This window comes from Saccharomonospora piscinae, from assembly GCF_005862235.1.
Taxonomy (GTDB): domain Bacteria; phylum Actinomycetota; class Actinomycetes; order Mycobacteriales; family Pseudonocardiaceae; genus Saccharomonospora; species Saccharomonospora piscinae.
Genome location: NZ_VCEK01000003.1, coordinates 817,645 through 843,434 on the forward strand (window position 1 = coordinate 817,645; position 25,790 = coordinate 843,434).

The 25,790-nt window shown below is 72.7% G+C and carries 22 protein-coding genes; 10 read left to right on the forward strand and 12 right to left on the reverse strand.

Annotation, left to right across the window (positions count from 1 at the left end; translation table 11 throughout):
• Positions 1 to 66 precede the first annotated feature (66 nt).
• Positions 67 to 435 carry an Rv2175c family DNA-binding protein gene (locus tag FFT09_RS15050; RefSeq protein WP_081191244.1) on the forward strand — a complete coding sequence of 123 codons (369 nt, stop codon included), beginning with the start codon at positions 67 to 69 and terminating at the stop codon, positions 433 to 435.
• 102 nt (positions 436 to 537) lie between these two features.
• Here FFT09_RS15050 and FFT09_RS15055 read toward each other — a convergent pair whose 3' ends face one another.
• The 5 genes from FFT09_RS15055 to FFT09_RS15075 all read right to left on the reverse strand — a co-directional run bounded on the left by FFT09_RS15055 (position 538) and on the right by FFT09_RS15075 (position 7,920).
• Positions 538 to 1,413 (reverse strand): poly(ethylene terephthalate) hydrolase family protein, encoded by an 876-nt coding sequence (locus FFT09_RS15055; RefSeq protein WP_081191243.1) that lies wholly within the window; start codon positions 1,411 to 1,413, stop codon positions 538 to 540.
• Between the two features lie 198 nt (positions 1,414 to 1,611).
• Complete coding sequence (locus tag FFT09_RS15060; RefSeq protein ID WP_138383051.1) at positions 1,612 to 4,422, reverse strand: AAA family ATPase; 2,811 nt, start codon at positions 4,420 to 4,422, stop codon at positions 1,612 to 1,614.
• A gap of 68 nt (positions 4,423 to 4,490) precedes the next feature.
• Positions 4,491 to 5,279, reverse strand: coding sequence for an LLM class F420-dependent oxidoreductase (locus FFT09_RS15065; protein WP_081191241.1), 789 nt, complete (start codon positions 5,277 to 5,279; stop codon positions 4,491 to 4,493).
• Entirely contained in the window at positions 5,276 to 6,790 is a 1,515-nt protein-coding gene (gene crtI / locus FFT09_RS15070; RefSeq protein ID WP_081191240.1) for a phytoene desaturase family protein, read from the reverse strand. The genes FFT09_RS15065 and crtI overlap by 4 nt, the downstream gene beginning before the upstream one ends.
• A 44-nt stretch (positions 6,791 to 6,834) precedes the next feature.
• Positions 6,835 to 7,920 (reverse strand): polyprenyl synthetase family protein, encoded by a 1,086-nt coding sequence (locus tag FFT09_RS15075; protein ID WP_138383052.1) that lies wholly within the window; start codon positions 7,918 to 7,920, stop codon positions 6,835 to 6,837.
• Positions 7,921 to 7,987: 67 nt separating this feature from the next.
• Here FFT09_RS15075 and FFT09_RS15080 point away from each other — a divergent pair, with 67 nt between their 5' ends.
• Positions 7,988 to 9,661: a DUF885 domain-containing protein gene (locus FFT09_RS15080; RefSeq protein WP_138383053.1), complete on the forward strand. Its 1,674-nt coding sequence runs from the start codon at positions 7,988 to 7,990 to the stop codon at positions 9,659 to 9,661.
• Positions 9,662 to 9,677: 16 nt separating this feature from the next.
• Here FFT09_RS15080 and FFT09_RS15085 read toward each other — a convergent pair whose 3' ends face one another.
• Positions 9,678 to 11,045, reverse strand: coding sequence for a sodium:proton exchanger (locus tag FFT09_RS15085; protein WP_176218244.1), 1,368 nt, complete (start codon positions 11,043 to 11,045; stop codon positions 9,678 to 9,680).
• 263 nt (positions 11,046 to 11,308) lie between these two features.
• Between FFT09_RS15085 and FFT09_RS15090 the strand changes: the two genes are divergently transcribed.
• Both FFT09_RS15090 and FFT09_RS15095 read left to right on the forward strand, forming a co-directional pair.
• Positions 11,309 to 12,271, forward strand: a complete 963-nt coding sequence (locus FFT09_RS15090) for a DMT family transporter (protein ID WP_081191237.1) — start codon at positions 11,309 to 11,311, stop codon at positions 12,269 to 12,271.
• Positions 12,272 to 12,280: 9 nt separating this feature from the next.
• Positions 12,281 to 12,745 (forward strand): DUF3237 domain-containing protein, encoded by a 465-nt coding sequence (locus tag FFT09_RS15095; RefSeq protein ID WP_138383054.1) that lies wholly within the window; start codon positions 12,281 to 12,283, stop codon positions 12,743 to 12,745.
• On the opposite strand, the gene FFT09_RS15100 is transcribed toward FFT09_RS15095, so the two are convergent.
• On the reverse strand, positions 12,738 to 13,304 hold the full coding sequence (locus tag FFT09_RS15100) for a GNAT family N-acetyltransferase (RefSeq protein WP_081191236.1): 567 nt from the start codon (positions 13,302 to 13,304) through the stop codon (positions 12,738 to 12,740). The two genes, FFT09_RS15095 and FFT09_RS15100, sit on opposite strands and share 8 nt — an antisense overlap.
• A complete protein-coding gene (locus FFT09_RS15105; RefSeq protein ID WP_138383055.1) occupies positions 13,301 to 13,855 on the reverse strand; it encodes a YbaK/EbsC family protein in 555 nt (184 codons plus the stop codon). The genes FFT09_RS15100 and FFT09_RS15105 overlap by 4 nt, the downstream gene beginning before the upstream one ends.
• A 262-nt stretch (positions 13,856 to 14,117) precedes the next feature.
• On the opposite strand from FFT09_RS15105, the gene FFT09_RS15110 reads away from it, so the two are divergent.
• Both FFT09_RS15110 and FFT09_RS15115 read left to right on the forward strand, forming a co-directional pair.
• On the forward strand, positions 14,118 to 14,693 hold the full coding sequence (locus tag FFT09_RS15110; RefSeq protein WP_167305384.1) for an SAV_6107 family HEPN domain-containing protein: 576 nt from the start codon (positions 14,118 to 14,120) through the stop codon (positions 14,691 to 14,693).
• On the forward strand, positions 14,694 to 15,461 hold the full coding sequence (locus FFT09_RS15115) for a maleylpyruvate isomerase family mycothiol-dependent enzyme (RefSeq protein WP_081191233.1): 768 nt from the start codon (positions 14,694 to 14,696) through the stop codon (positions 15,459 to 15,461).
• Between the two features lie 4 nt (positions 15,462 to 15,465).
• Here the strand turns inward: FFT09_RS15115 and FFT09_RS23065 are convergent, their stop codons facing one another.
• The 3 genes from FFT09_RS23065 to FFT09_RS15130 form a co-directional block, all read right to left on the reverse strand.
• Entirely contained in the window at positions 15,466 to 16,194 is a 729-nt protein-coding gene (locus FFT09_RS23065) for a VldE C-terminal domain-containing protein (RefSeq protein WP_208544420.1), read from the reverse strand.
• A gap of 139 nt (positions 16,195 to 16,333) precedes the next feature.
• Entirely contained in the window at positions 16,334 to 16,834 is a 501-nt protein-coding gene (def, locus tag FFT09_RS15125) for a peptide deformylase (protein WP_138383056.1), read from the reverse strand.
• Positions 16,835 to 16,908: 74 nt separating this feature from the next.
• A complete protein-coding gene (locus FFT09_RS15130; RefSeq protein WP_244231372.1) occupies positions 16,909 to 21,537 on the reverse strand; it encodes an ATP-dependent helicase in 4,629 nt (1,542 codons plus the stop codon).
• A 131-nt stretch (positions 21,538 to 21,668) separates the two neighbouring features.
• Here FFT09_RS15130 and FFT09_RS15135 point away from each other — a divergent pair, with 131 nt between their 5' ends.
• Positions 21,669 to 23,639 (forward strand): Hsp70 family protein, encoded by a 1,971-nt coding sequence (locus tag FFT09_RS15135; protein WP_138383058.1) that lies wholly within the window; start codon positions 21,669 to 21,671, stop codon positions 23,637 to 23,639.
• A 7-nt stretch (positions 23,640 to 23,646) separates the two neighbouring features.
• Here FFT09_RS15135 and FFT09_RS23445 read toward each other — a convergent pair whose 3' ends face one another.
• Positions 23,647 to 23,769 (reverse strand): hypothetical protein, encoded by a 123-nt coding sequence (locus FFT09_RS23445; protein ID WP_275528141.1) that lies wholly within the window; start codon positions 23,767 to 23,769, stop codon positions 23,647 to 23,649.
• Between the two features lie 41 nt (positions 23,770 to 23,810).
• Here FFT09_RS23445 and FFT09_RS15140 point away from each other — a divergent pair, with 41 nt between their 5' ends.
• The 3 genes from FFT09_RS15140 (at position 23,811) to FFT09_RS15150 (ending at position 25,776) form a co-directional block, all read left to right on the forward strand.
• Positions 23,811 to 24,005 carry a DUF3046 domain-containing protein gene (locus FFT09_RS15140; protein WP_138383059.1) on the forward strand — a complete coding sequence of 65 codons (195 nt, stop codon included), beginning with the start codon at positions 23,811 to 23,813 and terminating at the stop codon, positions 24,003 to 24,005.
• 203 nt (positions 24,006 to 24,208) lie between these two features.
• On the forward strand, positions 24,209 to 25,246 hold the full coding sequence (gene recA / locus FFT09_RS15145; protein ID WP_024877184.1) for a recombinase RecA: 1,038 nt from the start codon (positions 24,209 to 24,211) through the stop codon (positions 25,244 to 25,246).
• Between the two features lie 14 nt (positions 25,247 to 25,260).
• Positions 25,261 to 25,776: a regulatory protein RecX gene (locus FFT09_RS15150; RefSeq protein WP_024877183.1), complete on the forward strand. Its 516-nt coding sequence runs from the start codon at positions 25,261 to 25,263 to the stop codon at positions 25,774 to 25,776.
• The last annotated feature ends 14 nt before the right edge of the window (positions 25,777 to 25,790 follow it).

Sequence of the window (25,790 nt, forward strand, 5' to 3'; positions counted from 1 at the left end):
CTCGCGGGGGTGGTGAGGTGAACGGGCCTGCTCTCGGACGCCCTCGATTATGGCAAGGTGGAGACCGTGAGTGCGATTCCAGTCGCTGATGACGTACTTGACCCGGACATCGCCGTGCTGACCGTGGCGGAGGTGGCGAACACGCTCGGTCAGTCGGAGAACAAGGTCCGCCAACTTCTGCGTGAAGGGCACCTGATCGCGGTGCGCAGGCGTGGCGAACTGTCGATCCCGGCCGAGTTCCTCGGCCCCAACGGCGTGATCAAGGGACTGCCCGGGACCATCACCGTGCTCTCGGACGCGGGCTTCAGCCGTACCGAGATGCTGCGGTGGCTGTACTCGGAGGACGACACCCTGCCGGGGGTCACTCCGATCAACGCGCTGCGGACCAGCCACGGAACGGAGGTCAAGCGGCGCGCGCAGGCGATGGCGTTCTGATCGGCGTGGACTGCCCCGCCACCGCACGACGCGGTGCGCGACCCGCGAAGGCGTGGCCGCGCACCGCATCCGGTCACCTCATCGGTGACCGCCGGTCACCCGTCAGTACGGGCAGGTCGAGCGGTACTCCTCGATGGCGTACTCGCTGGGGTTCGGGCACAGGAACTGGCTGTAGCGGGTGTCCTCGTCCACGAACCGCTTGAGCCACGAGATCGAGTACTTCGCGATCGTGGTGTTCGAGATGTTCGGAGCGAAGTGCGAGGCGCCGCGCAGTTCGAGGTACGCCTTCTCCAAGGAGTCCGGCAGGCTCTCGTAGAACGGCTCCGAGTGGGTCCGCACCGACGCGATCGAGTCGTTCTCGGCACCGATGATCAGTGTCGGGACGGAGACCTCGCCCCAGGTCTTGTCCAGATTCCACGGGGTGAGCGGGATCGACGCCTTGAGCGAGGGCCGGTCCGCCGTGGCCTCCAGCGAGCCGCCGCCTCCCATCGAGTGCCCCATCACCGCGAGCCGGTCCCCGTCGAGAACCTCCCGCACGTCGCGGTCGCTGTCCTCGACGAGGTAGTCGAGCGCGGCCAGCAGCTGGTCACCACGCTGGCCGGGCTGGTCGAACCGGGTGTTGGTGTCGATGGTGAACACCACGAAGCCCTGCGAGGCCAGCCGCTCGCCGTACCACTCCATGCTGCCCTGGTCGGCGGTGTAGCCGGGAGCGATGGCGACGCCGCCGAAGGTGCCCTCGCTGGTGTCGGTGGGGTAGTAGATGGTGCCGCCGTCGAACCCGGAGACGAGTGACGACACTCGCTCCTCGTCGACCGAGAACGATCCGCGGATCGCCTCGATGCTGTCCTCCGACGGGTCGGGCCCGCGCTCGTAGGGGTTCTCCTGCGCTGGGGTGACGTCCGCGCCCGCCACGCCCGCTCCCAGCAGACCGCCCGCGACGGCGAGGGCCGCGGTCATCGCGCCTGCCGCCCGCGCCATTCGGCCTCGGGGGCCGGTGATGCTCCGGATTCGCACTGCGTCGCTCCTTTGCGTCGAGTCCTCACTTCGGCGGCGTCGTTGCCACCGGTGTTCGCCCGAAAACGAACCGTGGTGATTCTGGCCCCGGAGCGACGGATGGGGCATCGGTGAAATCACCAGTTGCTACCGATCGGTAGGTGTTGGTGGCGTGGGGCGCGGTCAGTGGAAGTGCGCGGCGAGCTCGACACGGGAGCGCACGTCGAGCTTGGCGAAGATGTTGCGCAGGTGGTGGTCCACCGTGCGGTGGCTGATGAACAGGCGGGCCGCGATCTCCTTGTTGGTGGCGCCCTCGGCCACCAGCTGGGCGATGCGTTCCTGCTGAGGGCTCAACCCACTCGCTCCCCGGCGCGGCGCTGCCACCCTGCCCCGGCCGGGATGGCCGCAGGCGCGCAGCTCGCGCGAGGCGCGTTCCACCCAGTGCGTCGCGCCCAGATCGTCGAACAGGTGTACCGCCTCGCGCAGCACGTCCCTGGCCTGGCCCGGGCTGCGGGAGCGGCGCAGGTGCGAGGCGTACAGCAGTTGGGTGACGGCCAGGTCGTAGGGCGAGTCGGCCTCCCGGTGCAGGGTGACCGCCTCGGTGAACCGCGCCCTGGCTTCGCCGTCGTCCTCGGCCAGCAGCGCGTGGCAACGGTGTGCCAGTGCGACCCGGGCGGTGCCTCCGGTGGTCGCGGCCCAGCCCTCGAAGGTCTCCAGGGCCCGCCGCGCGGTGTCCCGTTCGCCGCAGCGCGCCGCCGCCTCGACGAAGTGCGGGACCGCCATGACCCGCAGCGGCACGCAGTGGCGGGACCGGCCGACGGCCATGGTGCGAAACCGGTCGAACGCCTCGGCGGGCCGGTCGTGTGCGAGGTCGACACAGGCGGCCGCCCACGCCGCGAGCGCGCTCGGTCTGCCCAGCCCGCGTTCGACGAGTTCCGACTGCGCCGTGCGCAGGCGGGCGAGTGCGGTGTCCTGGTCGCCCTGCAACGCGGCGAGCATGGCGAGGACGGTGACGTGGTCGACGGCCGAGTTGGACTGGCCGAGTGAGCGCGCCACCTGGAGTCCTTCCAGCGCCGCCGTCGTCGCCGTGGCGAGCTGCCCGGACAGCAGCGCCGACAGCGCCGCGTACACCAGCGCCCACGGCACCCCCGACTCGTCACCGCGGGCGCGGGCCGCGACGGCGGCGCCGAGGGCCAGGTCGCGGGAACGTTCGGCGTCGCCCAGCGTGAACGCTGCCTGGCTGGCCAGCGTCTTCGCGGTCGCGTCGGGGGTGTCCTCGCCGAGCCGGACCAGGTGCCGCAGGGGGCCTGCCGCGTCGCGGTGCCTGCCGAGGAACGTGGCCGACATCGCGGTGAAGTGTTCCTGCACGACCCTGGCGACCGGCCACGATTCGGGTCCGCACAGGGCCGCCGCGTCGCGTGCGGTGTGGCAGTACCGGGCGTTGTCACCCGCCACGAAACTGGCTTCGCCCGCCAGCATCAGTGCGGTGGCGGCGAGTTCGCCGTGGGTGGGAGCCAGCATCCGGGCCGTGGACACGAGTTCGGTGGCGGCCACCGTCGGATCCCCGCGCCGCAGCTCGATCTCCCCGGCCAGGCGGCTAATGCGGGCTCCGAGTGCCCGGTCGGCGAGCGGAACTGCCGTGCGCAGTGCCGTTCTGGCGCGCTGGGGACGGCCCGAGGCCCAGTGGTCGGCGGCGGCGGCCACGAGCCGCCGGGCGCGCTCGCCGGGCCGGGGCGAGAGCACCGCGGCGCGCTCACCCGCCGCGGCGGCCGTGGCATGGGCGGCGGCCGCGCGTGCCCGGCTTGCCACGGCGTCGAGCTCGCGCACCAGCTCGGGTGAGGGGGCGGTGGCGGTCGCCGCCCGGTGCCACACGGCCCGGTCGCGATCGCCCGCCCGCTCGGCCTCCGCAGCCAGCCGTTGGTGCGCCCTGGTGAGGTCGCGGGGCGGCAGGACCGTTCGGACTGCCGAGGACACGACGTCGGGGGCGAGGCGCACGGCGTCCGTCTGGGACGTGACGAGACCGTGGCGGGCCGCCTCGGCCAGCGCCGACCCGTCGTCGCGCGCGACAGCCCGATGGGCGGGCCCGCTGTCGAGGTCGCCCGCTACGGCGGCGATCGCCACCACGTCACGCGCGGCGGGGGACAGCGCCCGCACGCGGGCGGCGAGGGCGCGGCAGAGCCTGCCGTCGGCCGGCGGTGCCTCGGGTGGGCTCGCCCGGCCACAGAGGTGATCGGGTGTGAGGCTCTCGGCGAGTTCCACCAGCGCCAGCGGGTTGCCGTCGGCGATGTCCACCAGTGTGTCGGCGAGATCGTGAGGCAGCGCCGAGCCGAGCCGGTCGTGCAGCAGGGTCCTGGCGTGCTCGTCGCTCAGCCCGCCGAGCCGCAGCTGCGGCAGTCCGGTCCACGGCGCGGGTCCGGCAGGGGAGCCCGCGCTCTCCACGGCCAGCACGAGGACCATGCCCGCGCGCCCGGCTCGACGGGCGGCGAACGTGAGCGCGGCCAGCGAGGGGTCGTCGAGCAGGTGGGCCGCGTCGACGCAGCACAGGACGGGTCGCGTCCGCGCGGCGGCACCGAGCAGCGCCGCGACGGCCGACGGCACCGCGAGCGGCGCGCCGCTCACACCACTCACACCGCTGTCGCCGCTGATACCGCTGGCGGCGGGCAGGCCCCAGACCGGGCGCAACGCCTGCGCGCGGTCCGGCGGCAGCAGCGCCGCCAGCTCCGTCAGCGGGCGCAGGAGCTGTTCCAGTCCCGCGTAGGCAACCCCGGACTCGGCGGCGCTGCCTTCGGCCCGCAGCACCAGGGCACCGTCGGCCCGGTCGCTGAGGGCATCGAGCAGGGCCGACTTGCCCGAACCGGGTGCCCCGGCGACGACGATCCCGGCGCCGCGGCCCCGGGCGGCGACCGCGAGCAGCTCGGTCAGGGTCGCGAGTTCACGGTCCCGTCCGCGCACCGGCCGGGCGCGGGCGGGCGTGTCATCCCACACGGCGAGCATCTCGACAGTGTTACGCCTTGATCACCGTGCGGGAAGACGTGAGCTCGGATTCCCACCGATCAGCCGGGTCAGCCGTTGCGGCTGTCCCGCCACGCCAGCCACTCGCGCAGTGTGCTGAGGTCGTAGTCCGGGCCGCCCGTGCTCACCGTGAACAGCGTGATGCCGAGTTCGGCCAGCTGGTCGGCGGAATCGGCGGGCGAGCCGGACACGCCGACCGAGCGCTCGATCTCGGCGGGATCGCGGCCCACGTCGGCGCAGTGCCCGTCGAGCACCTCCACCTTGCGGGCGGCCACCTCGACGTCACCGAAGCCGTGCCAGATGTCGCCGTGCCGCGCCACGAGCCGCAGCGTCTTCCTCTCGCCACCGCCGCCGATCAGCATCGGGATCTTGCGGGTGGGCGCCGGATTCAGCGCCGCGAACCGCTTCTCGATGCGGGGCAGTGCGTCGGCGAGGTCGGCGAGCCTGCCACCGGCCGTGCCGAACTCGTAGCCGTACTCGTCGTAGTCCTTCTGGAACCAGCCCGCGCCGATGCCCAGGATCAGCCTGCCGTCGCTGATGTGGTCCACGGTGCGCGCCATGTCGGCCAGCAGTTCGGGATTGCGGTAGCTGTTGCAGGTGACCAGCGCGCCGATCTCCACCCGGGAGGTGGCCTCGGCCCAGGCACCGAGCATGGTCCAGCACTCGAAGTGCTTGCCCTCGGGATCGCCGCTCAACGGGTAGAAGTGGTCCCAGTTGAACAGGATGTCCACGCCCATGTCCTCGGCCTCCGCCGCGGCACGGCGAATGCGGTCGTAGTCGGCGTGTTGCGGCTGGATCTGAAGGCCGATCCGGAAGGGCCGTGTCGTGTGGGTCGTCATGGTGCCGACAGTAGTGGGGCTCGCCGGCTCGCGCGGTCGGCGAGCACCCGTTCCGCGGCGAGCCTGCCCGACACCAGCACCGGGGGAATACCCACACCCGGGGTCGTGCCGCAGCCCGCGAGGACGACGCCCGCCGCGCCCCGGACCCGGTTCGCGGGCCGGAACGGCCCGGTCTGGCCCAGTGTGTGCGCGAGGGAGAACGGGGTGCCCGCGCCCAGCCCTTCGGCGGCCCAGGTGAGCGGCGTCGCGACCCGCTCGAGTGTCAGGTCGTCGCCGAGTCCGGTCACGCCCCGGGTCTCCAGCGTGCACAGCAACTCGTCGCGGTAGGCGGCGGTGACGCGCGGCCAGTCCACGCGGGAGGTGCGCAGGTTCGGAGCGGGGGCAAGCACGGTGACGATGTCGCGGCCGGGCGGGGCCAGGTCCGGGTCGGTGGCCGTGGGGCGGGTCACCAGCAGCGACGGATCGCTCATCAACCGGCCCCGGCGCACCACTTCGGTGAACGTCTCCCGCCAGGCTTCCCCGAAGAACAGGCTGTGGTGGTCGAGCTCGGGCCTGCGGTGCGCGGTGTGCCCGTACAGCACCACGGCGGACGGCGAGTACCGCGCCCGCACCGGCCGTCGCGGGGTCCGGCCCAGCAGCGCGTAGGCGGTGTGGAGTTCGGTCGCCAGCACGACGGCCCCACAGCTGATGCGGTCGCCCGTTTCGGTGTGGACGGCGCGCACGCGGCCGTCGGTGGTCCGCTCCAGCCGCGTCGCCGCCGTGCCCAGCCGCACCGTCGCTCCCGCCGAGCGCGCCGCGGCCGTCATCCCCCGGGCGAGCTGTCCCATGCCACCCTTCGGGTAGTACACCCCGGCGACGGTGTCCATGTAGGCGATCACGCCGTAGGCCGCGAGCGCCCGCATCGGGTCCAGCCCGGCGTAGAGCGACTGGAACGTGAACAGCCTGCGCAAGCGTTCGTCGCGCAGGAACCGGGCCGTCTTCGCGCCCAGCCTCCCGAAGCCGCCGAGTGCCGCGAGCCGGGCCAGTTCGGGCCGGGCGAGGTCGCGCACCGAGTCGAAGTTCGCGCCGATGAACGTGTCGCGTTGCGCGGCGTAGAGCTCGCTCAGCCAGTGGCGCAGTCTCCGGTAACCCTCCGCGTCGGCGGCTCCGGCCACCGCGCGGATCTCGGCCTCCATGGCCTCGGCGTCGGTGTGCAGGGCGATGGTGCTGCCGTCGGCGAAGTGCGCGCGGTAGGCGGGGTCGAGCCGGACGAGTGTCACCCGATCCGCCGTGGTCTCGCCGACGGCGGCGAACGCCTCGTCGAGCAACTCGGGCATCGTGAACACGCTCGCGCCCAGGTCGATGCGGTGTCCGTGCAACACCCGGTCGGCCACCCGCCCACCGGGCTCGGAGTCCCGTTCCAGCACCGTCACGCTGCGACCCGCGCCCAGCAGGTGCAGCGTCGCGGACAGCCCGGCCAGGCCCGCGCCCACCACCACGACGTCGGCGTGCTCACTCGTCTCGCGGTCCACGGCACTCCCTCTCGCTCGGGACGCTCCGCGGCGGCCGCAGAGCGTCAGGACGTTCTGCGGGTTGCCCGGTCGGCGAGTTCCGTAAGCCGGGCTTCGGCCGGTTCCGCGAGCGCCGCCCTGCGCAGTGAAGCCAGTGCCGTGCCGGTCAGCTCCTCGATCCGGCGCTCGACCTCCGCGACCGCGCCGACGTCCACCAGCGCGGCGCGGACGTCGTCGACCTCCGCGCCGGTCAGCCGGTGATCACCGACCGCGTCGGCGATCACCTTGCGCTCACCGTCGCGGCCCTGCTCCTCCGCGTACGTCAGTCCCAGCGCCAGCAGCAGCGTGCGCTTGCCCTCGCGCAGGTCGTCCCCGGCGGGCTTGCCCGTCACCGAAGGATCGCCGAACACCCCGAGCAGGTCGTCCCGCAGCTGGAACGCCACACCGAGGTCGCCGCCGAAGTCCAGCAGGGCGTCGATCAGTTCCGGTGCGGCCCCGGCGAGGGCGGCGCCCAGGTGCAGCGGCCGCTGCACGGTGTACGCGGCGGTCTTGAGCCGGTCGACCCGCAGCGCCGCCTCGGCGGAGGCGTCGCCGGTGGCCTGGGTGTGGACGTCGAGGTACTGGCCGGCGAGGACTTCTGTGCGCATGGCGCGCCACGCGGGCCGCGCTCCGGCGAGCGTGGTGGGCGCGAGGCCCGACTCGGCGAACATGTCCTCGGCCCAGGCCAGCGCCAGATCGCCGATCAGCACGGCGGCGGCCTGCCCGAACGCCTCCGGCGAGCCGAGCCAGCGGCGCTGCGCGTGATGCTCGGCGAACGCCACGTGCACGGTCGGGGACCCCCGGCGCGAGTCGGAGGAGTCGATGACGTCGTCGTGGATGAGCGCGCACGCCTGAATCAGCTCCAGACTCGCCACCGCCCGCAGCACGCCCTCCGCCTCGGCCGAGCGGGGATCGCCGCCCGCGCCGCGCCAGCCCCACCACGCGAAGGTCGGGCGCAGCCGCTTCCCGCCCCCGAGCACGAAGTCGCTCAGGGCGTCGACCGCCGGACCGAACGTGGGCTCGACCTGACGGATCGGAATCCCCGCCCGCCGCAGGAAGTCGGTGAGAACACGGTCGATCTCGGACGGCAGGTCGGTGTCGAAGTCGGGCATGGCTCCATCGTCGCAGGCGAGAGAAAAGCGGTGCTCGCCCGTCTCGGGCGCGCGGTAGCGTGCTGCCATGAACGTCCACGAGATCTCCGACCGGTTCGTCGACGACTTCGCCGCGGCCCACCCCGTCCTGGCGACAGTGATCGGCACGGACAAGCACGACGATCAGCTCACCGACTACTCCCCGGAAGGACACGCGGCCAGGGAGGCGCTGCTGCGCTCGGCCCTGCGCGACATGTCGGCAGCCGAGCCCGCCGACGACAGCGAGCGGCTCGCCAAGGCCGTGTTCGTGGAGCGCGTGGGCAGCGAGCTTGAAGTCCACGAGACCGGGCTCCAGGAGGCGGCGCTCAACACGATCGCGAGTCCGCCGCAGGACGTGCGCATGGTGTTCGACCTCATGCCCACCGCGACGACACGGGACTGGGAGACGATCGCGGCCCGGCTGACTCAGGTTCCCGCCGCGTTCGACGGGGTGCGCGCCTCGCTGCTGGCGGCGGCGGAGAAGGGCAGGGCCCCCGCGTTGCGGCAGCTCACCAAGGTCGCGGAGCAGGCCGAGGTGTGGGCGGGACTCAGCGGCGGCACCGGCTACTTCGAACGCTTCGTCGACGGTGCCGAGGCGGTCGGGGACCTGCCGGAGTCGCTGCGGGGCGACCTGCGGCACGCGGCGCAGCGGGCACAGGAGTCCTACGCCGAGCTGGCCGGGTTCCTGCGGGCCGAACTCGCCCCCGAGGCGCCCTCGAAGGACGCACTCGGCGAGGAGGTCTACCGGCCGTGGTCGCGGTACTTCCTCGGTGCCGACGTCGACCCGCGTGAGGCCTACGAGTGGGGCTGGGAGGAGTTCTCCCGCATCGAGCGCGAGGCCAGGGAGGTCGCCGACCGCATCAAGGCGGGCGCGACCATCGCGGAGGCCGCCGAGGTGCTCGACGCCGACCAGCGCTACCACGTGCGCGGCCAGGACGAGTTCCAGGAGTGGATGCAGCGTTTGTCCGACGACGCGCTGAGTGCGCTGCGCGGATCGCACTTCGAGATCTCCGACGAGATCATGAACCTGGAGTGCCGCATCGCCCCGCCCGGCGGGCCGGTGGGCGCCTACTACACCGGCCCGAACGAGGACTTCAGCAGGCCGGGCCGCATGTGGTGGTCGGTGCCCCAGGGCAAGGACGAGTTCATCACCTGGCGTGAGGTCAGCACCGTCTACCACGAGGGCGCTCCCGGCCACCACCTCCAGATCGCCACCTCGGTGGCCGAGCGGTCACTGAACCGGTTCCAGCGCATCCTCGCGATGACCTCGGGCCACGCCGAGGGCTGGGCGCTCTACGCGGAGCGGCTCATGCAGGACCTCGGCTTCCTCTCCGACGACGGCAACCTGCTCGGGATGCTCGACGCCCACCTGTTCCGGGCCGCCCGCGTCATCGTGGACACCGGGATGCACCTGGAGCTGGAGATCCCGCGTGGCACCGGCTTCCACGAAGGCGAGCGCTGGACCCCCGAGCTCGGGTTGGAGTTCATGCTGACCCGCACGATCACCGACGCCGACCACGTGTACGACGAGATCGACCGCTACCTCGGCTGGCCGGGTCAGGCCCCGGCCTACAAGCTGGGCGAGCGGCTGTGGCTGCAGGCGCGTGAGGAGACGCGCCGACGCCAGGGCGACGCGTTCGACCTCAAGGCGTTCCACACCAGCGCGCTGCGCATGGGCGGCATGGGACTCGACACCCTGCGGGACCAGCTCGCGGCCTCGTGACCGGTGGCCGTCCGCTTCACTCCCGGGTGAGGCGGACGGCCTCCTGCTCGTCCGCCCGCTGGAGCACGTCGAACGGGGTGGCGAGCCCGTCGCGGACCACTCGCCTCGCGTCGCGGAACCGGCGGGTGAGCAGCACCAGCGACAGCAGGACGTAGATCGCGCTGAGCACCGCGATGATGATGCGGTCGGTCTCCGTGGGCAGCACGATGCTCGTGACGAACTGGATGAGGAACAGCACGAGCAGTGTCGTCGCCCAGCGGGCCGTCATGGTCAGCGACACCAGGATCGACACCGCGAACAGCGACTGCGCCGCCGTGATCATCAGCTCGAAGCGCTGGTGCAGGTCGATCGGCAGCCCGTCGAAGGAGCCGCTGGAGATCGCGAAGACGATCGGGATGGTGCCCACCAGCAGCGTCCACTGGTTCACCTTGCTGGAGATCAGCGTCCCCAGCGACGAGCTGGCGTGCAGCTTCCACGCGAACAGGCATGCCACGATCAGTTCCGGCGATTCGCTGGCCAGCGGCGCCACCCACTGCACGAGCAGGAAGTGGTCGATACCGAGATCGGTGCCCGTGTCGACGAGGTTGTGCGCGAAGTGTTCCGCCGTCGCGAGGATCACCACGGCGGCGAAGGCGAACATGCCGCCGTAGAGCCAGCGGCGGGCCGACTTCGGCCGCGATCCGATCCAGCCCGAGGTGCCCGTGAGTTCCGGCTCCTCCACCGGTGCCTTGGACAGCCGCCACGCGTACGCCACGAACAGCGACACCAGCACGGCGGCGTCCACGAGGGTCAGCGAGTCCCGCAGCGGGAAGTGCAGCGAGTACACGGTGGCCGCCCCGAGGAAGAAGACCTCCACCGACATCCGCCGGGGCAGCTTGACCCAGCCCAGGTGCGTTGACGCGCTCTGCCCACCGCCGCGGCGGCGCGCCCGCAGCACGGCGATGGTCGCGACCAGCACCACCAGCGGCCAGCCGACGCCCACGAGGATCCGGTTCGCACCGGTCATGTTCGCCAGCGCCAGCGAGCACGGGTTGGCGCCGTCGGCCTGTGCCATGCAGTGGCCCTGTTCGGCGTTGATCTGCCCGGCGTTCATGGTGAATACGAAGTCCACCGCGTACTCCGGCAGGACGGCGAGAAACGCCAGCAGCGCGAGTGCGAGCCCGCCGTTGATGTCCACCTGCGCCGCCTCAGCGGCCCAGGACAGGATGAACGCCGCGCCCACGATCGCGATGCCGTAGACCAGCGCGGCCAGCGGTGCGGCGAGAGCCGGAGCGGCAAGACCGAGGTAGTCGGCGGCCCCGATGTAGAGCCCGGGCACCGTCACGAGTCCCGCGATCGGCAGGTAGGGCGGCAAATGATCAGGATGGTCCGGCACCCGCACCATGTTCCCCACCCCCGAGTGATCAAAACAACGGCCGACTGGGCTGTCCCGGTATTGGCCCCCCGGGATAGCATCGCGCCGTGCATCCGGTGTTTCTCGCCACCCCGCCCCCGCGCTCCTGACGCGGGGCGATCCGACGCTCACCGGCAGCGGTTGCGGCCGTTGCCGTGTCGCCGCTGTGCCGACCTGCCGCCGTCGGTGGGTCCGACGTGCCCCGTGTCGTCTGTCGTGACCTCTTCGACTTCCGACGATGGAGCGCCTGTCCCATGTCTTCGATCCCCGCCGCGCGCCCGCGCGCGGCCTCCCTCAGCCTGATCACCGCCGGGGTGCTCTGGGGCACCGGTGGCCTCGCCGGTGCCGTGCTCTCCGACCGTGCCGGGGTGTCGTCGTCCGCGGTGGCGGTGTACCGGTTACTTCTCGGCGGCGCGTTCGCGCTGCTCCTGCTGGCCTGCACGGGCCGTCTGCGAGCGCTACGAACGCTGCCCCGCACCGGCGAGGCGGCGCGTCGCCTGCTGGCCGCCGGGGCGCTGCTGGCGGTCTTCCAGGCCTGCTATTTCGGGGCGGTGGCTCTTACCTCGGTCAGTGTCGCGACCATGACCACCATCGGCAGCGTGCCCGTGTTCGTGGCCGTGGCTGTCGCGATCGTCGACCGGCGGCTGCCCGGCACGGTCACCACGATGGCGATCGCCTGCGCCGTGCTGGGACTGGGGCTGCTCACCTGGTCGCCCGGCGACGTGACCGGCGGCGGGCAGCTCGTCGGCGGGGTGGCCTGCGCGCTCACCTCCGGTGCGGGATTCGCGGCCCTGACCCTGGTGAACCGCAGGCCGGTGGCCGGGCTGGACCCGTTGCGCACGACGGCGTTCGGCTGCCTCGTGGGCGGCGCGCTGCTGGTGCCGTTGGCCGTGTGGATGCCGGGTGAGGTAGTGGGACGGCTGTTCGAGGCCGGTCCGGACGTGCTGGCGACCGCGCTGTACCTCGGTGCCGTGCCGACGGCGCTGGCGTACGCCGCCTACTTCCACGGGCTCGGCGGTTCCCGTCCGGTCGTGGCCGCGCTGGCGGCGCTGCTGGAGCCGCTGACGGCCGCGGTGCTGGCGGCGGTGCTGCTGGGTGACGACCTCGGAGTCGTCGGCTGGTGCGGTGCCGCGCTGCTCGTGGCCGCCGTGGCAGTCGGTTCCCTGCGCCCGGCAACCGGGGCCCGGGATGTTGATCGGGAACCCGTGCCTGGTTAGTGTCGCGCCGTGGACATACCGGAACTCGGACTCGACCGCCTGGCCCGCGTGAGTGTGGAACTCGACGAGATCCTGACGGTCGGGCCCATCCACGGCGGGGTGCGGCGGGTCGTGCCCATCACCGGTGGTCGCATCGACGGTGACCGGCTGAGCGGTGAGATCCTTTCCGGCGGTGCCGACTGGCAGCTCGTCCACGACGACGGCAGCACCACGATCGACACGAGGTACACCGCGCGCACGCACGACGGCGCGCTGGTGTATCTCGCCACGTCGGGCGTGCGGCACGGTCCCGAGGACGTGCTCCGGCGCCTGTTCGGCGGCGAGCCGGTGGACCCGCGTGAGTACTACTTCCGCATCGGGGTCCGGCTGGAGACCGGGGACGAGCGGTACTCGTGGCTCAACCGCACGGTGTTCGTGGCGAGCGCGGCGCGGTTCGCCGACGCCGTCGTCTACGACCTGTACGCCCTCAGGTGAGGGGCAACGTCCGGCCCAGCACCGCGAACGGCCGTGGATCACCCGCGAACCGGTAGTCGCGCAGCACGTCGGTGAAGCCCAGCCTGCGGTAGAGCTTCCAGGCGCGCGTCGGGCCCTCGGGCGTGGACAACAGCACGTGACGCTCGTCGACGCCGTCCAGCAGGGTGCGCAGCAGTGCCTCGCCCAGACCGCGCCCGTGGTGGTCGGGGCGCACGTGGATCTCCGTAAGCTCGAAGTAGTCGGTGAGCCAGGCTTCGGCGGTGTCCTGGCCCTCGCGGTCCAGCACGCCCCGGCGCACCTGCTCGTACCACCACTGGCCCGGGCTGCCCCGGTACCCGTACGCCACGCCGACGAGGGTGTCGTCCGCGTCGAAGGCGGCCACACTGCGCCAGCCCGTGCGCAGCACGTGGGTGAGCCACATCGGTGCCCGCTGCTGTGCCGTGTGGGGCGGGTAGTTCATGGCCGCCACGTAGACCGACAGGGCGTCGGGCAGCAACGCCCGGAACTCCTCGCCCGTGAGCCGGGCGACGCGGCGGTGGCCTGCCGAGGTGGCGGTCATCGGGGGACGGCTTTCCCGGTCGTACCGGCGCTCGACACCGTGGCGGCGATCCCGCCGGTCGCCGCCACCAGGTCGGCGGCCGTGGTCGGGAACAGGGTGTGCGGGTGCCCTGCGGCGGCCCACACCGTCTCGTGGTCGCTCAGTGCCACGTCGACCACGGTGGTGATCGGGGCGGGGTGACCCACCGGTGCGACGCCGCCGATGACCTGCCCGGTGTGCTGCCGGACGAACTCCGGGGAGGCCCTGCCGACGTTGCGCGCGCCGGTGAGCGCGGCGAGGACGGCGGTGTCGGCGCGGTGCGCGCCCGAGGTCAGCACCAGCAGCGGTGCGTGCGCGCCGTCCGTCGTCGTCATGCGGAAGACGAGGCTGTTCGCGATGGCTCCCACCGCGATCTCCAGCGCGGCCGCGGCCTCGGCCGCGGTGCGGACGGCGTGGGGCAGGTACTGGATGCGCCCGGCGCTGTGCGGCTGTCCCGCCGCGGTGAGGGCGGCGGCCACCTTCGCGACGGACGGGTGTTCGAGCGTGGGAGAGCTGCCGGGTGTGTCGCTCATACCGCTCATGAGATCACGCCTGCGCCGGGCGTGCGACGCAGCTCGCCCGGTTCCGGGGTTGAACGAGCGGCGGAGGCGGGCTAGCCTGGACTTGTTCGAACACACGTTCGACACTGCGGTGGTCGGGGGCCGGGCTTCATGTCCGGCGGGTCGCTGACGGGGTGCGCTCGGCGGGCGACCCTCGGGTGTCCGGAACGGCGGTGGGGGAAGCACCGCTCACCGGACACCCACCGGCCGCCGCGATGGAAGGAGAGGTGCAGCGATGACGGTGGAATTCGCGCGGGGATTCGCGCGGGGATTCGCGCCGCGCCACGAGGCGGTGTGGCCGACGCCGTCCCGCGCCGCCGGCGCGGCATCCGGTGATCGGGTGGCCTCGGCCGCGCCGCTGTTCGAGCCACGGCCGCCCGCGCCGCCCGACGCGGTGTCGCTGCTCGCGCAGGCACGGCGTGGCCTGGCCGAGGCCGGTCGGGAGGCCGCGCCCGCCGCGCGGTTCGAGGCGTCGTACCTGGCCGCCCTGCGTGCCGCCGCGGCCGTACTCGTGGTGCGGGGAAGGCCCCACCGTCGCGCGGCCAAGCCCGAGAGCGCGTGGCGGTTGCTGGCGTCGACCGCGCCCGAACTGGGCGAGTGGGTCGAGTACTTCGCCGCGCACTCGGCCACCCACGCGGCCGCACAGGCGGGTATCACGCGCCGGATCGACACCGCGCTGGCCGACGAGCTGCGGGCCAGAGCGGGCGAGTTCGTGGTGCTGGGACACCGCGTCGTCCACGGTGAGCACCGCGATCCCGGGACACCGGGCTGCGGGGCACGGTCCAGGGCCCCGCGTCGGCGGAGGCGCTGAATGGCCGGAGCGAGCGTCGTCGACCACGGCAGGCTGCTTGACGTGATCGGCTACGAGGTGGAGTTGCTGGCGGAGGCCGCGCGTGCCGCACCGCCGGTCACCGCCGTGCCGACGTGTCCGGGTTGGACACTCAGCGAGGTGGTGCGCCATGTGGGCAGCGTTCACCGGGCGGCGGATCACTGGCTCACCGAGGGGCAGAGCCCGCGCCGGTGGCAGCGTGACCCTGCGCCGGGGCAGACCGTGCGCGGCTACCTGCGCGAGAGTGCCGACCTGCTGCGGCGCACGCTCGCCCGCCGGGACGCCTCCGACCGCGCTGCCACGTGGTGGGACGCCGACCCCACCGTCGGGTTCTGGTGCAGGCGGATGGCGCACGAGACGACCGTGCACCGGATCGACGCCGAGCAGGCGGCGGGGCTCGCCTCGGCGGAGATCCCGCCCGACATCGCACTCGACGGCATCGACGAGGTGCTGCGGCTGTGGTGCGGTCACCGGCTGCCGATGCTCGGCGTCAGCGGCACGCGGCGCGGTTCGGTGGGTGTGGCGGCCGGTGCGGGCCGGTGGGTCGCGGACATGACACCGGAGGGCACCGTCGTGCGGCGCGTCACCGCCGGGGGAAGCGACGACCCGGTGGACGCGGTGGTGTCAGGGGAACCCGCTCGCGTGTTCCTGTGGTTGTGGGGACGGCAGGGGCCCGGCGCGGTCTCCGTCTCGGGGGACGAGGACGCCGTCGGGCAGTTGTGGGCGCTGCTGCGCCTGGCCACGCGGTAGCGCCTCAGCACGAGACCGTCACGTCGGCGCCCGCCGCGAAGGACACGTGGACGTGGTCGAGGTGGTTGGCCGTGGGACTGCCCCTGTCCTCCATCACCGACCATCCACTGCCGCTGTTGATGCGTTGTTCCCAGATGACGTAGGTGATGCCGAAGTCATCCTGGTTCGCGATCAGGTACTCGGCGATCGCGTCGCCCGACTCCGGGTCGACCATGAAGTCCAGCGCCAGTCCGGCGGGATGATCGCTGGCGTTGGCCCGGCTGGCGCGTCCGCCGACGGAGTCGACGGCGAACCGGTCCAGCACATGGTGGCCGACCTGCGCCACGTGTGGCTCGGTGCCCTCGAGGTCCGTGGCGCACGGCGCGGGCTCGGGCGCGGGTGGTTCGGCGGGCTCCTCGGTGGTGGGCTCGGGCTCCTCCGTGGGCTCCGGTTCCGGCGGCTCGGGTTCCGGGGTGGTGGACGGGGTCGGTTCCGGTGAGGTCGTACGCTCCGAGGTGGCCGAAGTGGCCGTGGTGGAGGTCGCGGTGCTGGTGGGCGCGCTGCTCGGCGTCGTCCTGGTGGCGTCGGACGAGACGGCCAGCGCGGCGGGCATCGTGTCCTCGTCCTGGACCAGTCCGGTGGTGGTGTAGACCGTGAGCGCCAGTGCTCCGGCGGCCACCGTGCCCAGCGCTGCCGGGCGGATCCACCCCGCCGCGCGTCGGCGATGGCGTGCGGCTCGATGTCGACCTGCCATGTCCCTGTACTCCCGTGCTCTCCCGTGATCGCGGCGCCGGTCAGATTAAGAACCGGCAACGGCGAAGTCACGAGAGAGTGGGGATGGACACAGAGTGGTAACGATCAGCGTGTTGAGGCGTGTCGTTACAGTGACTGTCCTATCGGGACCAGAACCAGTCCGTGCTCCTGGCGGCACGCAGTGCCTGTTTGCGCCGTTGCGGAGTGAGCCGGTCGAGATACAGCAGGCCGTCGAGGTGGTCGACCTCGTGCTGCAGGCACTGCGCCAGCAGTCCGCTGCCCGACACCGTGACCGGCTCGTTGCGCAGGTCCACACCCTTGACCGTCGCCCGCACCGCCCGCTCGGTCGGAAACGACAGCTCCGGGACCGACAGGCAGCCTTCCATGATCTCCTCGCGCTCATCGGAGGTCTCGACGATCTCCGGGTTCAGCACGTAGCCGCGCTCTCCGGCCACGTCGTAGCTGAACGCGCGCACCCCGACACCGATCTGCGGCGCCGCGAGCCCCGCCCTGCCGGGCGCGGCCACCGTGTCGAGCAGGTCCTCCACCAGCGCGCGAGTGGAGGCGCCGAACGTCGTCACCGGGTCCGTGGGTGACTTCAGCACCGGGTCGCCGAAGTACCGCAACTCCCGCATGGCCATGATCGTGTTCCTCCCTGAGCGTGCGCCGAGCCGAGCCGAGCCGAGCTTAGCCACGTCGCGTTCCGCGGCCCGGCTCACGCCCGCAGCCGCAACCCCTTGGGCGTGGCGCGGAACCCGGCCTCGCGCAGGACGGTCGCCAGCTCCGACGTCAGCACCTGCTCCCCGTCGGCGCGCTGCACCCGCAACTGGCCGAGCCAGCCGTCGCGGACCGCACCCGACAACGCCTCGGCGCCCGCCCGCAGAGCGGCCTCGTGGGTGGTGAACGACAACAGCGACCGGCCACCCCGCTCGACGTAGAGCGCGGGTGAGCCGTCCACCAGGACGGTGAGCGCGCCGGCCTTCCTCGCGGGCCGGTGCCGGGTGTCCCCCACCACCTCGGGCCAGGGCAACGCGGCACCGTAGGGCTGTGCCGGGTCCGCCGCCGCCAGCACCACCGCCGCGCCCTCGGCCCGCCAGCCGCCCGCCTCCGACACCGCGCGCAGCCGGTCGACCGCGCCCCGCGCCGCGAACTGGGCGGCGCCCAGCCCCTCCACCACGTAGCCACGCACGACCTGCCCCGAGTCCTCCATGCCACGCAGCACCTTGTAGATCCCGGAGAACCCGCCGCTGACCCGCTCGGTCTCCAGCGCCCCCCGGGTCAGCACACCGTGCCGCTCCAGAAACGACTCCGTGCGTGCGTGCGCGCGCCGCGTCGGGTCGGACTCGCGGGACGGGGTCAGGCCCCAGCGCCCCGCCACCGTCGGCGGGCCCGAGCGACTCGGCATGGTGGGACGTCCCGCCCGCAGCCGCGCGTAGCGGCCCCGTGGTGCCGAGCGGCGTGGCCGGTGCGCCGCGCCCCGCCCCGTGACCTGCGCCCGCAGCGGCGCCAGAGTGTCACCCGACACCAGTCCGGCCCAGACCACGTCCCACAGCGCGGCGACGACGTCCGCGTCGGTGCAGGGCTCGTCCAGCAGGACCGACACCCGGTCGACCAGCTGCCGGAAGAACAGGCCGCCGCTGTCCAGAGTGGACACGATTGCCCGGTGCAGCGGCCCGTGCGACGCGGTGTCCTCCACGTCCGGCAGCAGCAGGTCGGCCACGTCCGTCGGGGCCAGCGCCACCCAGCCGTCACCCCCGGACAACGAGCCGCAGCCGCACCACGTCACCTCACCCGCCACCGTCAGCTCGTCGAGCAGCGCGGGGTAGTAGCCCGGCAGCCTGCTCGGCAGCACCAGCGACTCCAGCGCGCTGGCGGGCAACGGTGCCCCCGCGAGCTGATCCACCACAGCCAGCACGTCGTCCGCGGTCGGCGCGGAGTGACGGCGCGGCCGGGCACCCGCCCCGTGCCAGCTCGGCAGGAACCGGCCCAGCGCGGCCTTCTCCACGGGCTCCACCTCGGCGCGCAACCGCGCCAGCGACGCGCGCCGCAGGCGCCGCAGCACCGCCGCGTCGCAGTACTCCGGCCCCGGATCGTCGGCCTGCGGCCGGAGTTCGCCGCGCACCAGCGTGCCGCTGCTCGTCAGCCGGTCGAGCACTCCGGTCACCACCGCGGGACCCAGCCCGAACCGGACGGCGGCATGCCGCGCCGGAAACGGTCCCCGCGTCCGCGCGAACCGCATCAGCAGATCGCCAAGAGGGTCGGCGACCGGCTCGGTGAACGCCTCGGGAACCCCGACGGGCAACGCCACCCCGAGCGCGTCCCGGACCCGGCCCGCGTCCTCGATCGCCAGATACCGCTTTTCACCCGCGATCCGCACCTCGATCGCGCGCCGCTGTGCCACCAGCCGGTCCAGCCACTCGGGCAGGACACCCCGGGCCGCCGCCTCCTCCGCCGAGAGATCGCCGAGAAAGCGCAGCAGGTCCGCCGTGTCCTCAGGACCCCGCGCATGCCGTTCGGGGTCGAGCCGCTGCAACGAGCGCTCCACCTCGGCGATGACGTCGGCGTCCAGCAGCTCCCGGATCGCCTCCGTGCCCAGCAGCTCCGCCAGCAGCGTCGAGTCCAGCGACAACGCCGCCGCGCGCCGCTCGGCCAGTGGCGCGTCCGTCTCGTAGAGGAACATGCCGACGTAGCCGAACAGCAGACTCCGCGCGAAGGGTGAGGCCGAGGGCGTGCGCACCTCCACGACCCGCACCGACCGCGCCGCGATGTCGGACATCAACTCCCGCAGCCCGCCCACGTCGTAGACGTCGCGCAGGCACTCCCGCATGGCTTCCAGCACCACGGGAAACCGCTCGTACTTCGCCGCGACGCCGAGCAGTTGGGACGCCCGCTGCCGTTGCTGCCACAGCGGTGTCCTGCGGCGGGGGTCGCGGCGTGGCAGCAGCAGGGACCGCGCCGCGCACTCCCGGAAGCGGGCCGCGAACAGGGCCGACCCACTCACCTCCGTGGCGATCAGCGACTCCACCTCGTCGGGGTCGAGCACCACGTCCTCGACTCCGATCACCACCTCCTGGCCCTCGTCGTCCAGCGCGTCGGGCAGCCGCAGCACGATCCCGTCGTCGGAGTGCGCCACCTGCGCGTCGACGCCCCTGCCGTCGCGCAGCCGTGCCGCCACGGCCAGCGCCCACGGCGCGTTCACCTGCGCGCCGAACGGTGAGTGGACCACCACCCGCCAGTCGCCCAGCTCGTCGCGGAACCGTTCCAGCAGCACGGTGCGGTCACTCGGCACATGGCGGGTCGCTTCGCGCTGCTCGGCCAGGTAGGCGAGCAGGTTCTCGCAGGCCCAGTCGTCGAGCCCCGCCTCGGCGGCCCTGCGCGTCGCGGCCTCGCGGTCGGAGGTCGCCAGGGAACGCAGGAACCGGCCGAGCGCCCGGCCGAGCTCCAACGGCCTGCCCGGAGCGTCACCGCGCCAGAACGGCATCCGCGCGGGCTGGCCCGGTGCGGGGACCACCACGACCCGGTCGTGGGTGATGTCGGTGATCCGCCACGACGACGTGCCCAGCAACACCGTGTCGCCGACCCGGGACTCGTAGACCATCTCCTCGTCCAGCTCACCCACCCGGGAGCCCGGTCGTTCGCCGTCACCCGGGGTGGTCACCGTGAACAACCCGCGATCGGGGATCGTGCCGCCCGAGGTGACCGCGAGCCGCTGCGCGCCGGGCCTGCCCTCCAACGTTCCCGTCACCCGGTCCCACGTGATCCGCGGGCGCAGCTCGCCGAACTCCTCACTCGGATAGCGTCCGGCGAGCATGTCGAGCACCGCGTGCAGCGCGTCGTCCGGAAGTGCCGCGAACGGTGCCGCCCGGCGCACCGTGGCCGCCACCTCCTCCACCGTGCGGGGTTCGATCGCCACCATCGCCACCAGGTGCTGCGCCAGCACGTCCAGCGGGTTGCGCGGGTAGCGCAACGCCTCGATGGCCCCCTCGGCCATGCGTTCGGCCACGACCGCACACGACACGAGATCGCCACGGAACTTCGGGAACATCACGCCCGTCGACACCGCTCCCACGTGGTGTCCGGCCCTGCCGACGCGTTGCAGCCCCGACGCCACCGTGGGCGGCGCCTCCACCTGGATCACCAGGTCGACCGCACCCATGTCGATGCCCAGCTCCAGCGAGGACGTCGCCACCACGCACGGCAGCGCCCCCGACTTCAACTGCTCCTCGACGTGGGTCCGCTGCTCGCGCGACATCGAACCGTGGTGTGCCCGCGCGACCACAGGGGCCGTCTCGGCCACCGGTGCGGTGACCCCGGACTGCGCGACCGCCTCGGCGGGGAACGCGTACTGCTCCCGCGTTGTCTCCGCTTCCGCCCGCTCGGCCGCCAGTTCGTTCAGCCTCGCCGTCAGCCGCTCCGCGAGCCGGCGCGAATTCGCGAACACGATGGTGGAGCGGTGGGCGTTCACCAGGTCGAGTACCCGCTCCTCCACGGCGGGCCAGATCGACGCCCTGCGGGGTGTCGCCGCGATGTCCTCGCCCGGATCGGCCTCGCTGGGCAGCGGGGCCGGTTCCGGTGCCGACGGCCGCTGGTCGAGGTCGGCCATGTCCTCGACCGGCACCTCCACCCGCACCTCGACGGACTTCGGCGACGCGGGTTGCACGACCGTCACGGGCCTGCCCCCGGACAGGAACGTGCTCACCTCGTCCACCGGCCGCACCGTCGCCGAGAGGCCGATGCGCTGGGCGGGAGTGTCGAGCAGGTCGTCGAGCCGTTCGAGCGACAGCGCGAGGTGCGCGCCCCGCTTGCCGCCCGCGACCGCGTGGACCTCGTCGACGATCACCGTCTCGACCCCGCGCAGCGACTCCCGCGCGGCGGAGGTGAGCACCAGAAACAGCGACTCCGGGGTGGTCACCAGGATGTCCGGCGGCGTGCGCGCGAACGACCTGCGCTCCGCCGCGCTCGTGTCACCCGTGCGGGAGCCCACCGTGATGTCCGGCGCCTCCTGGCCCAGCCTGCGCGATGCCTGCGAGATCCCCGCCAGCGGAGCCCGGAGGTTGCGCTGGACGTCGACCGCGAGCGCCTTGAGCGGGGAGACGTAGAGCACGCGGCAGCGCCGCCCCCGTTCCGGCGCGGGCGCCGTCGCCAGCCGGTCGAGCGCCCACAGGAACGCCGCCAGGGTCTTGCCCGACCCGGTGGGTGCGATGACCAGCGCGTCCTCGCCCGCTCGCGCCGCCTGCCAGGCTCCCGACTGGGCGGCGGTCGGCTCGGCGAAGGCCCCCGCGAACCAGTCCCGGGTCGCGGGGGAGAACAGTCGCAGCACGTCGGTGTTCGCGTCCTCGGGCACGCTCTCCATGATGCGCGCGGCACCGACGTTCCGGCCCGGTGCCGGATGTGACCCGGCGGGTGCGTCCTCACGGCGGCGGCCGACGTGAAAGCATCACCGCGGCTTCTCGGGAACTCGACAAGGGAGAACTGGTGGGGACTCTGTCCGTCGATCTCGGTACGTCCAACACCGTCGCCGTACTCTCGGCACACGGAAGGCAACCCAGAGTCATCGACGTCGACGGCTCGGCCACGATGCCCTCGGCGGTGTTCGCCGAGGAGGGGGGCGGCCTCGTCGTCGGCAGGGATGCCGAACGCAGGGCGCGGCTCGACCCGACCCGCTTCGAGCCCAACCCGAAACGTCGCGTCGACGAGCAGACCCTGCTGCTCGGCACCGACGTCGTACCCGTCAACGAGGCGCTGGCGGCCGTCCTGCGCCGCGTGCTCGACGAGACCGTGCGCCAGCTCGGCGGCGCACCGCCCGAGGAGGTACGCCTCACCCATCCGGCCCAGTGGGGGCCCGTGCGCCGCAACGTCGTGCTGTCGGCGGCCCGCCTCGCCGGGATGGGCAACGCCGTCACGCTGGTTCCCGAACCCGTGGCCGCCGCCGCCCATTTCGCCTCCTTCCCGGGCAAGACCCTCGCTCCGGGCCAGACGCTGGCCGTCTACGACCTGGGCGCGGGCACGTTCGACGTCGCCGTCCTCGGCGCCACCCAGAACGGGTTCACGGTGCTCGCCGAGGACGGCCTTCCCGATCTCGGCGGGCTCGACGTCGACCAGGCGCTGCTGGTCCACGTGGGCAGGGAGGTCTCCCACAGTGACCCGCAGCGCTGGCAACGCCTGCTGCGACCCGAGTCCACCGCCGACCGGAGGGCCCGCCGCGCGCTGCAGGAGGACGTGAAGGCGGCCAAGGAGGCGCTTTCCCGCCTGCCGCAGACCGAGGTCCCGATGCCCGAGCCGTTCGCCGACGTGCTCGTCACCAGGGCCGAGCTGGAGGCGCTCGTGCGCCCCGCGATGCTGCGCAGCGTCGAGCTGCTCGCCCGCACCGTCCGCTCCGCGGGTCTGAACCCGGCACAGCTCGCCGGGATCTACCTCGTCGGAGGGTCCAGCAGACTCCCGCTCGTGGGGAGTCTGCTGGCCGAGAAACTCGGCGTCGTGCCGTCCAGCCTCGACCAGCCCGAGACCGCGGTGGCGTTCGGCGCGCACCATGTGGGCCCCGACGGGCTCACCATGCGAACGCAGCAGGTCGACGGTGACGTGGCGGCCCCGGCCGCGGGCCCGTTCTCGCCGCCGTCGGGCGTCGTCGGCCCCACCCAGGCCACCTACCCGGCCGGGCAGCCACCACAGCCAACACAGCCAACACAGCCATCACAGGTACCGCAGGCCCAGCAGACGGCGCCCGCCCACCAGTACGCACACCCCGGGGCGCCGTCCTACCCAGCCGGAGCCGCGACGCCCGCCTCCGGCATGGCGGGGGAGAGTGCGCCCACCGCCCAGTTCCCCTCGGTGCCCGCACGGTCGTCTGGAGGCGGCGGGAAGCGGGGCCGCACCGCGTGGCTCGTGGCCTCGGTCGCGGCCGTGGTGCTGCTCGGCGGGGTGGCGGCGTTCGTGTTCTGGCCGTCGGGATCGGCCACCACGCACACCGCACAGCAGTGCGCCTCGCCCGGCACGCCGGACCAGCAGGGCTTCACCGGATGTCTGCGCCAGCTCGCCGGTACCGTGCCGGACGGCAACAGCTGCGCGCCGGGAACCGGTACGGGGGCGGCGGCCGCCGCCAACGAGGCGGACCTGGGCACCACGGTGACCTGCTCGGCACCCGGTCTGCCGGGCGCGCAGATCACCTATCTGCACGCCGCCTCCCGCGACGCCATCGAGCAGTACACCGACGGCCTGCTGAGCCGCACGGGCGGCGGGGACCAGGTGCAGGCGGCCTGGGAGGGCAACGGCCTGGCCGGTCGCTACGCCGCCTCCGCGGGCCGCAATTCCTCGGTGGTCGTGTTCACGGTCGACGACCGACCGCTGGCGGGGTTCGTCTACCAGGTCAACGTCACCGGCGAGGGCGAGGTCACCCCGCCCGACGAGATGGCCGACTACTTCGAGCGCACCGTGCAGCCCGGCGGGTGAGCCCGGCTCACTTCCTGCGGTTGCGCAGGAGGCTGATGATCAGCACGATGACCGCGCTGCCGACCACGGCGATGGAGGCCAGCGTCAGCGCGGTGGACTCGAGGTCGGAGAAGCCCTGGGCGAGCACCATGTGCTCACCCTACGGGGTACGCGGGGGCTACGCTGGTGCCGATGCGAGTCACGGTGTTCCGGCGGCTGATGGCCGAGGAGTTCGGCACGACGCGGGCGGAGATGCTGGCCGCCGACCACGTGTTCGGCGGGCTGGGCGGTCGCACGGTCGAGCAGGCGCTGGCGGACGGGATCTCCGCCAAGGAGATCTGGCGGGCGGTGTGCGCGGAGTTCGAGGTGCCGGCCGAGCGCCGCTGAGCGAAGGGCGGGGCCGGCCGGAGTGTCGCGTCGACCTCGAACACGTGTTCGGCTATCGTGTTGTCCACAATCGCGCCCACCTGTGGACAACCGCGCCGGTGGAGCCGCGGACTGTCGGACCCGGCCCGTAACGTCGGACTCAACAACAGACCTTCCACGGACTCGGTACCAGTCCGATACCAACAGCCAATGAGGTGGAATCCATGCCCGCAGCACCGGACAAGGGCAAAGCGCTCGACCTGGCCCTTGCCCAGATCGACAAGCAGTTCGGCAAGGGGTCGGTCATGCGGCTCGGCGAGGACAGCAGGCCGCCGGTCGAAGTCATCCCGACGGGTGCCATCGCGCTGGACATCGCCCTGGGTATCGGCGGGCTGCCCCGCGGCAGGGTGGTGGAGGTCTACGGTCCGGAGTCGTCCGGTAAGACCACGGTGGCCCTGCACGCGGTGGCCAACGCCCAGAAAGCGGGCGGGATCGCGGCCTTCATCGACGCCGAGCACGCGCTCGACCCCGAGTACGCCAAGACTCTCGGCGTCGACACCGACGCGCTGCTGGTGTCCCAGCCGGACACCGGTGAGCAGGCGCTGGAGATCGCGGACATGCTGATCCGCTCCGGCGCACTCGACATCCTGGTGATCGACTCGGTCGCGGCACTCGTGCCCAGGGCCGAGATCGAGGGCGAGATGGGTGACTCCCACGTCGGTCTCCAGGCACGGTTGATGAGCCAGGCGCTGCGCAAAATCACCGGTGCTCTGCACAACTCGGGCACCACGGCGATCTTCATCAACCAGCTCCGCGAGAAAGTCGGCGTGATGTTCGGGTCGCCCGAGACGACGACGGGTGGTAAGGCACTGAAGTTCTACGCCTCGGTGCGGCTCGACGTGCGCCGGATCGAGACGTTGAAGGACGGTGGCGAGCCGGTCGGCAACCGGACGCGCGTGAAGGTCGTGAAGAACAAGGTCGCGCCGCCGTTCAAGCAGGCCGAGTTCGACATCCTCTACGGCGTGGGTGTCTCCCGCGAGGGTTCGCTGATCGACATGGGTGTGGATCAGGGCATCGTGCGCAAGTCGGGTGCCTGGTACACCTACGAGGGCGACCAGCTCGGCCAGGGCAAGGAGAACGCGCGGCGGTTCCTGCGCGAGAACCCCGACGTCGGCAACGAGATCGAGAAGAAGATCAAGGAGAAGCTCGGCATCGGGGCACAGGAAGCCGAGGACGGCGCACCCGCCCCCGTCGACTTCTGACCGTGCGCGGCTCGATGTCCGAGCTGCCGCCGGACGAGGCGTGGAAGAAGGCCAAGGAGGTCTGCTTCGACCTCCTGGCCGCCCGTCCCCGGAGCAAGGACGAACTCCGGCAGGCGCTGCGGCGCAAGGGTTTCGACGACGATCTCAGCGAGCAGCTGCTCGGCAAGCTGGACGACTCGGGCCTCGTGGACGACGCGGCCTTCGCCGAGTCGTGGGTTCGCTCCCGCCACGCCTACCGGGGACTGGCCCGCCGCGCGCTGGTGTCGGAGCTGACCCGCAAGGGAGTCGATCCCGAGATCGCGGCCGAGGCCGCGAGCGAGGTCGATCCGGAGTCGGAGGAGGCTCGCGCGCGGGAGCTGGTGCGCAAGAAGCTTCGCACCATGACCGACGTCGACGAGCAGAAGGCCACCCGCCGGCTGCTGGGCCTGCTCGCCCGCAAGGGCTACTCGCAGGGCCTGTCCTACCGGGTGGTCCGCGACGAACTGCGCGACGCGGGCGCGGAATCCACCCTGCTGGACGAAGCGGAGTAACCGTGTCCGCAGCC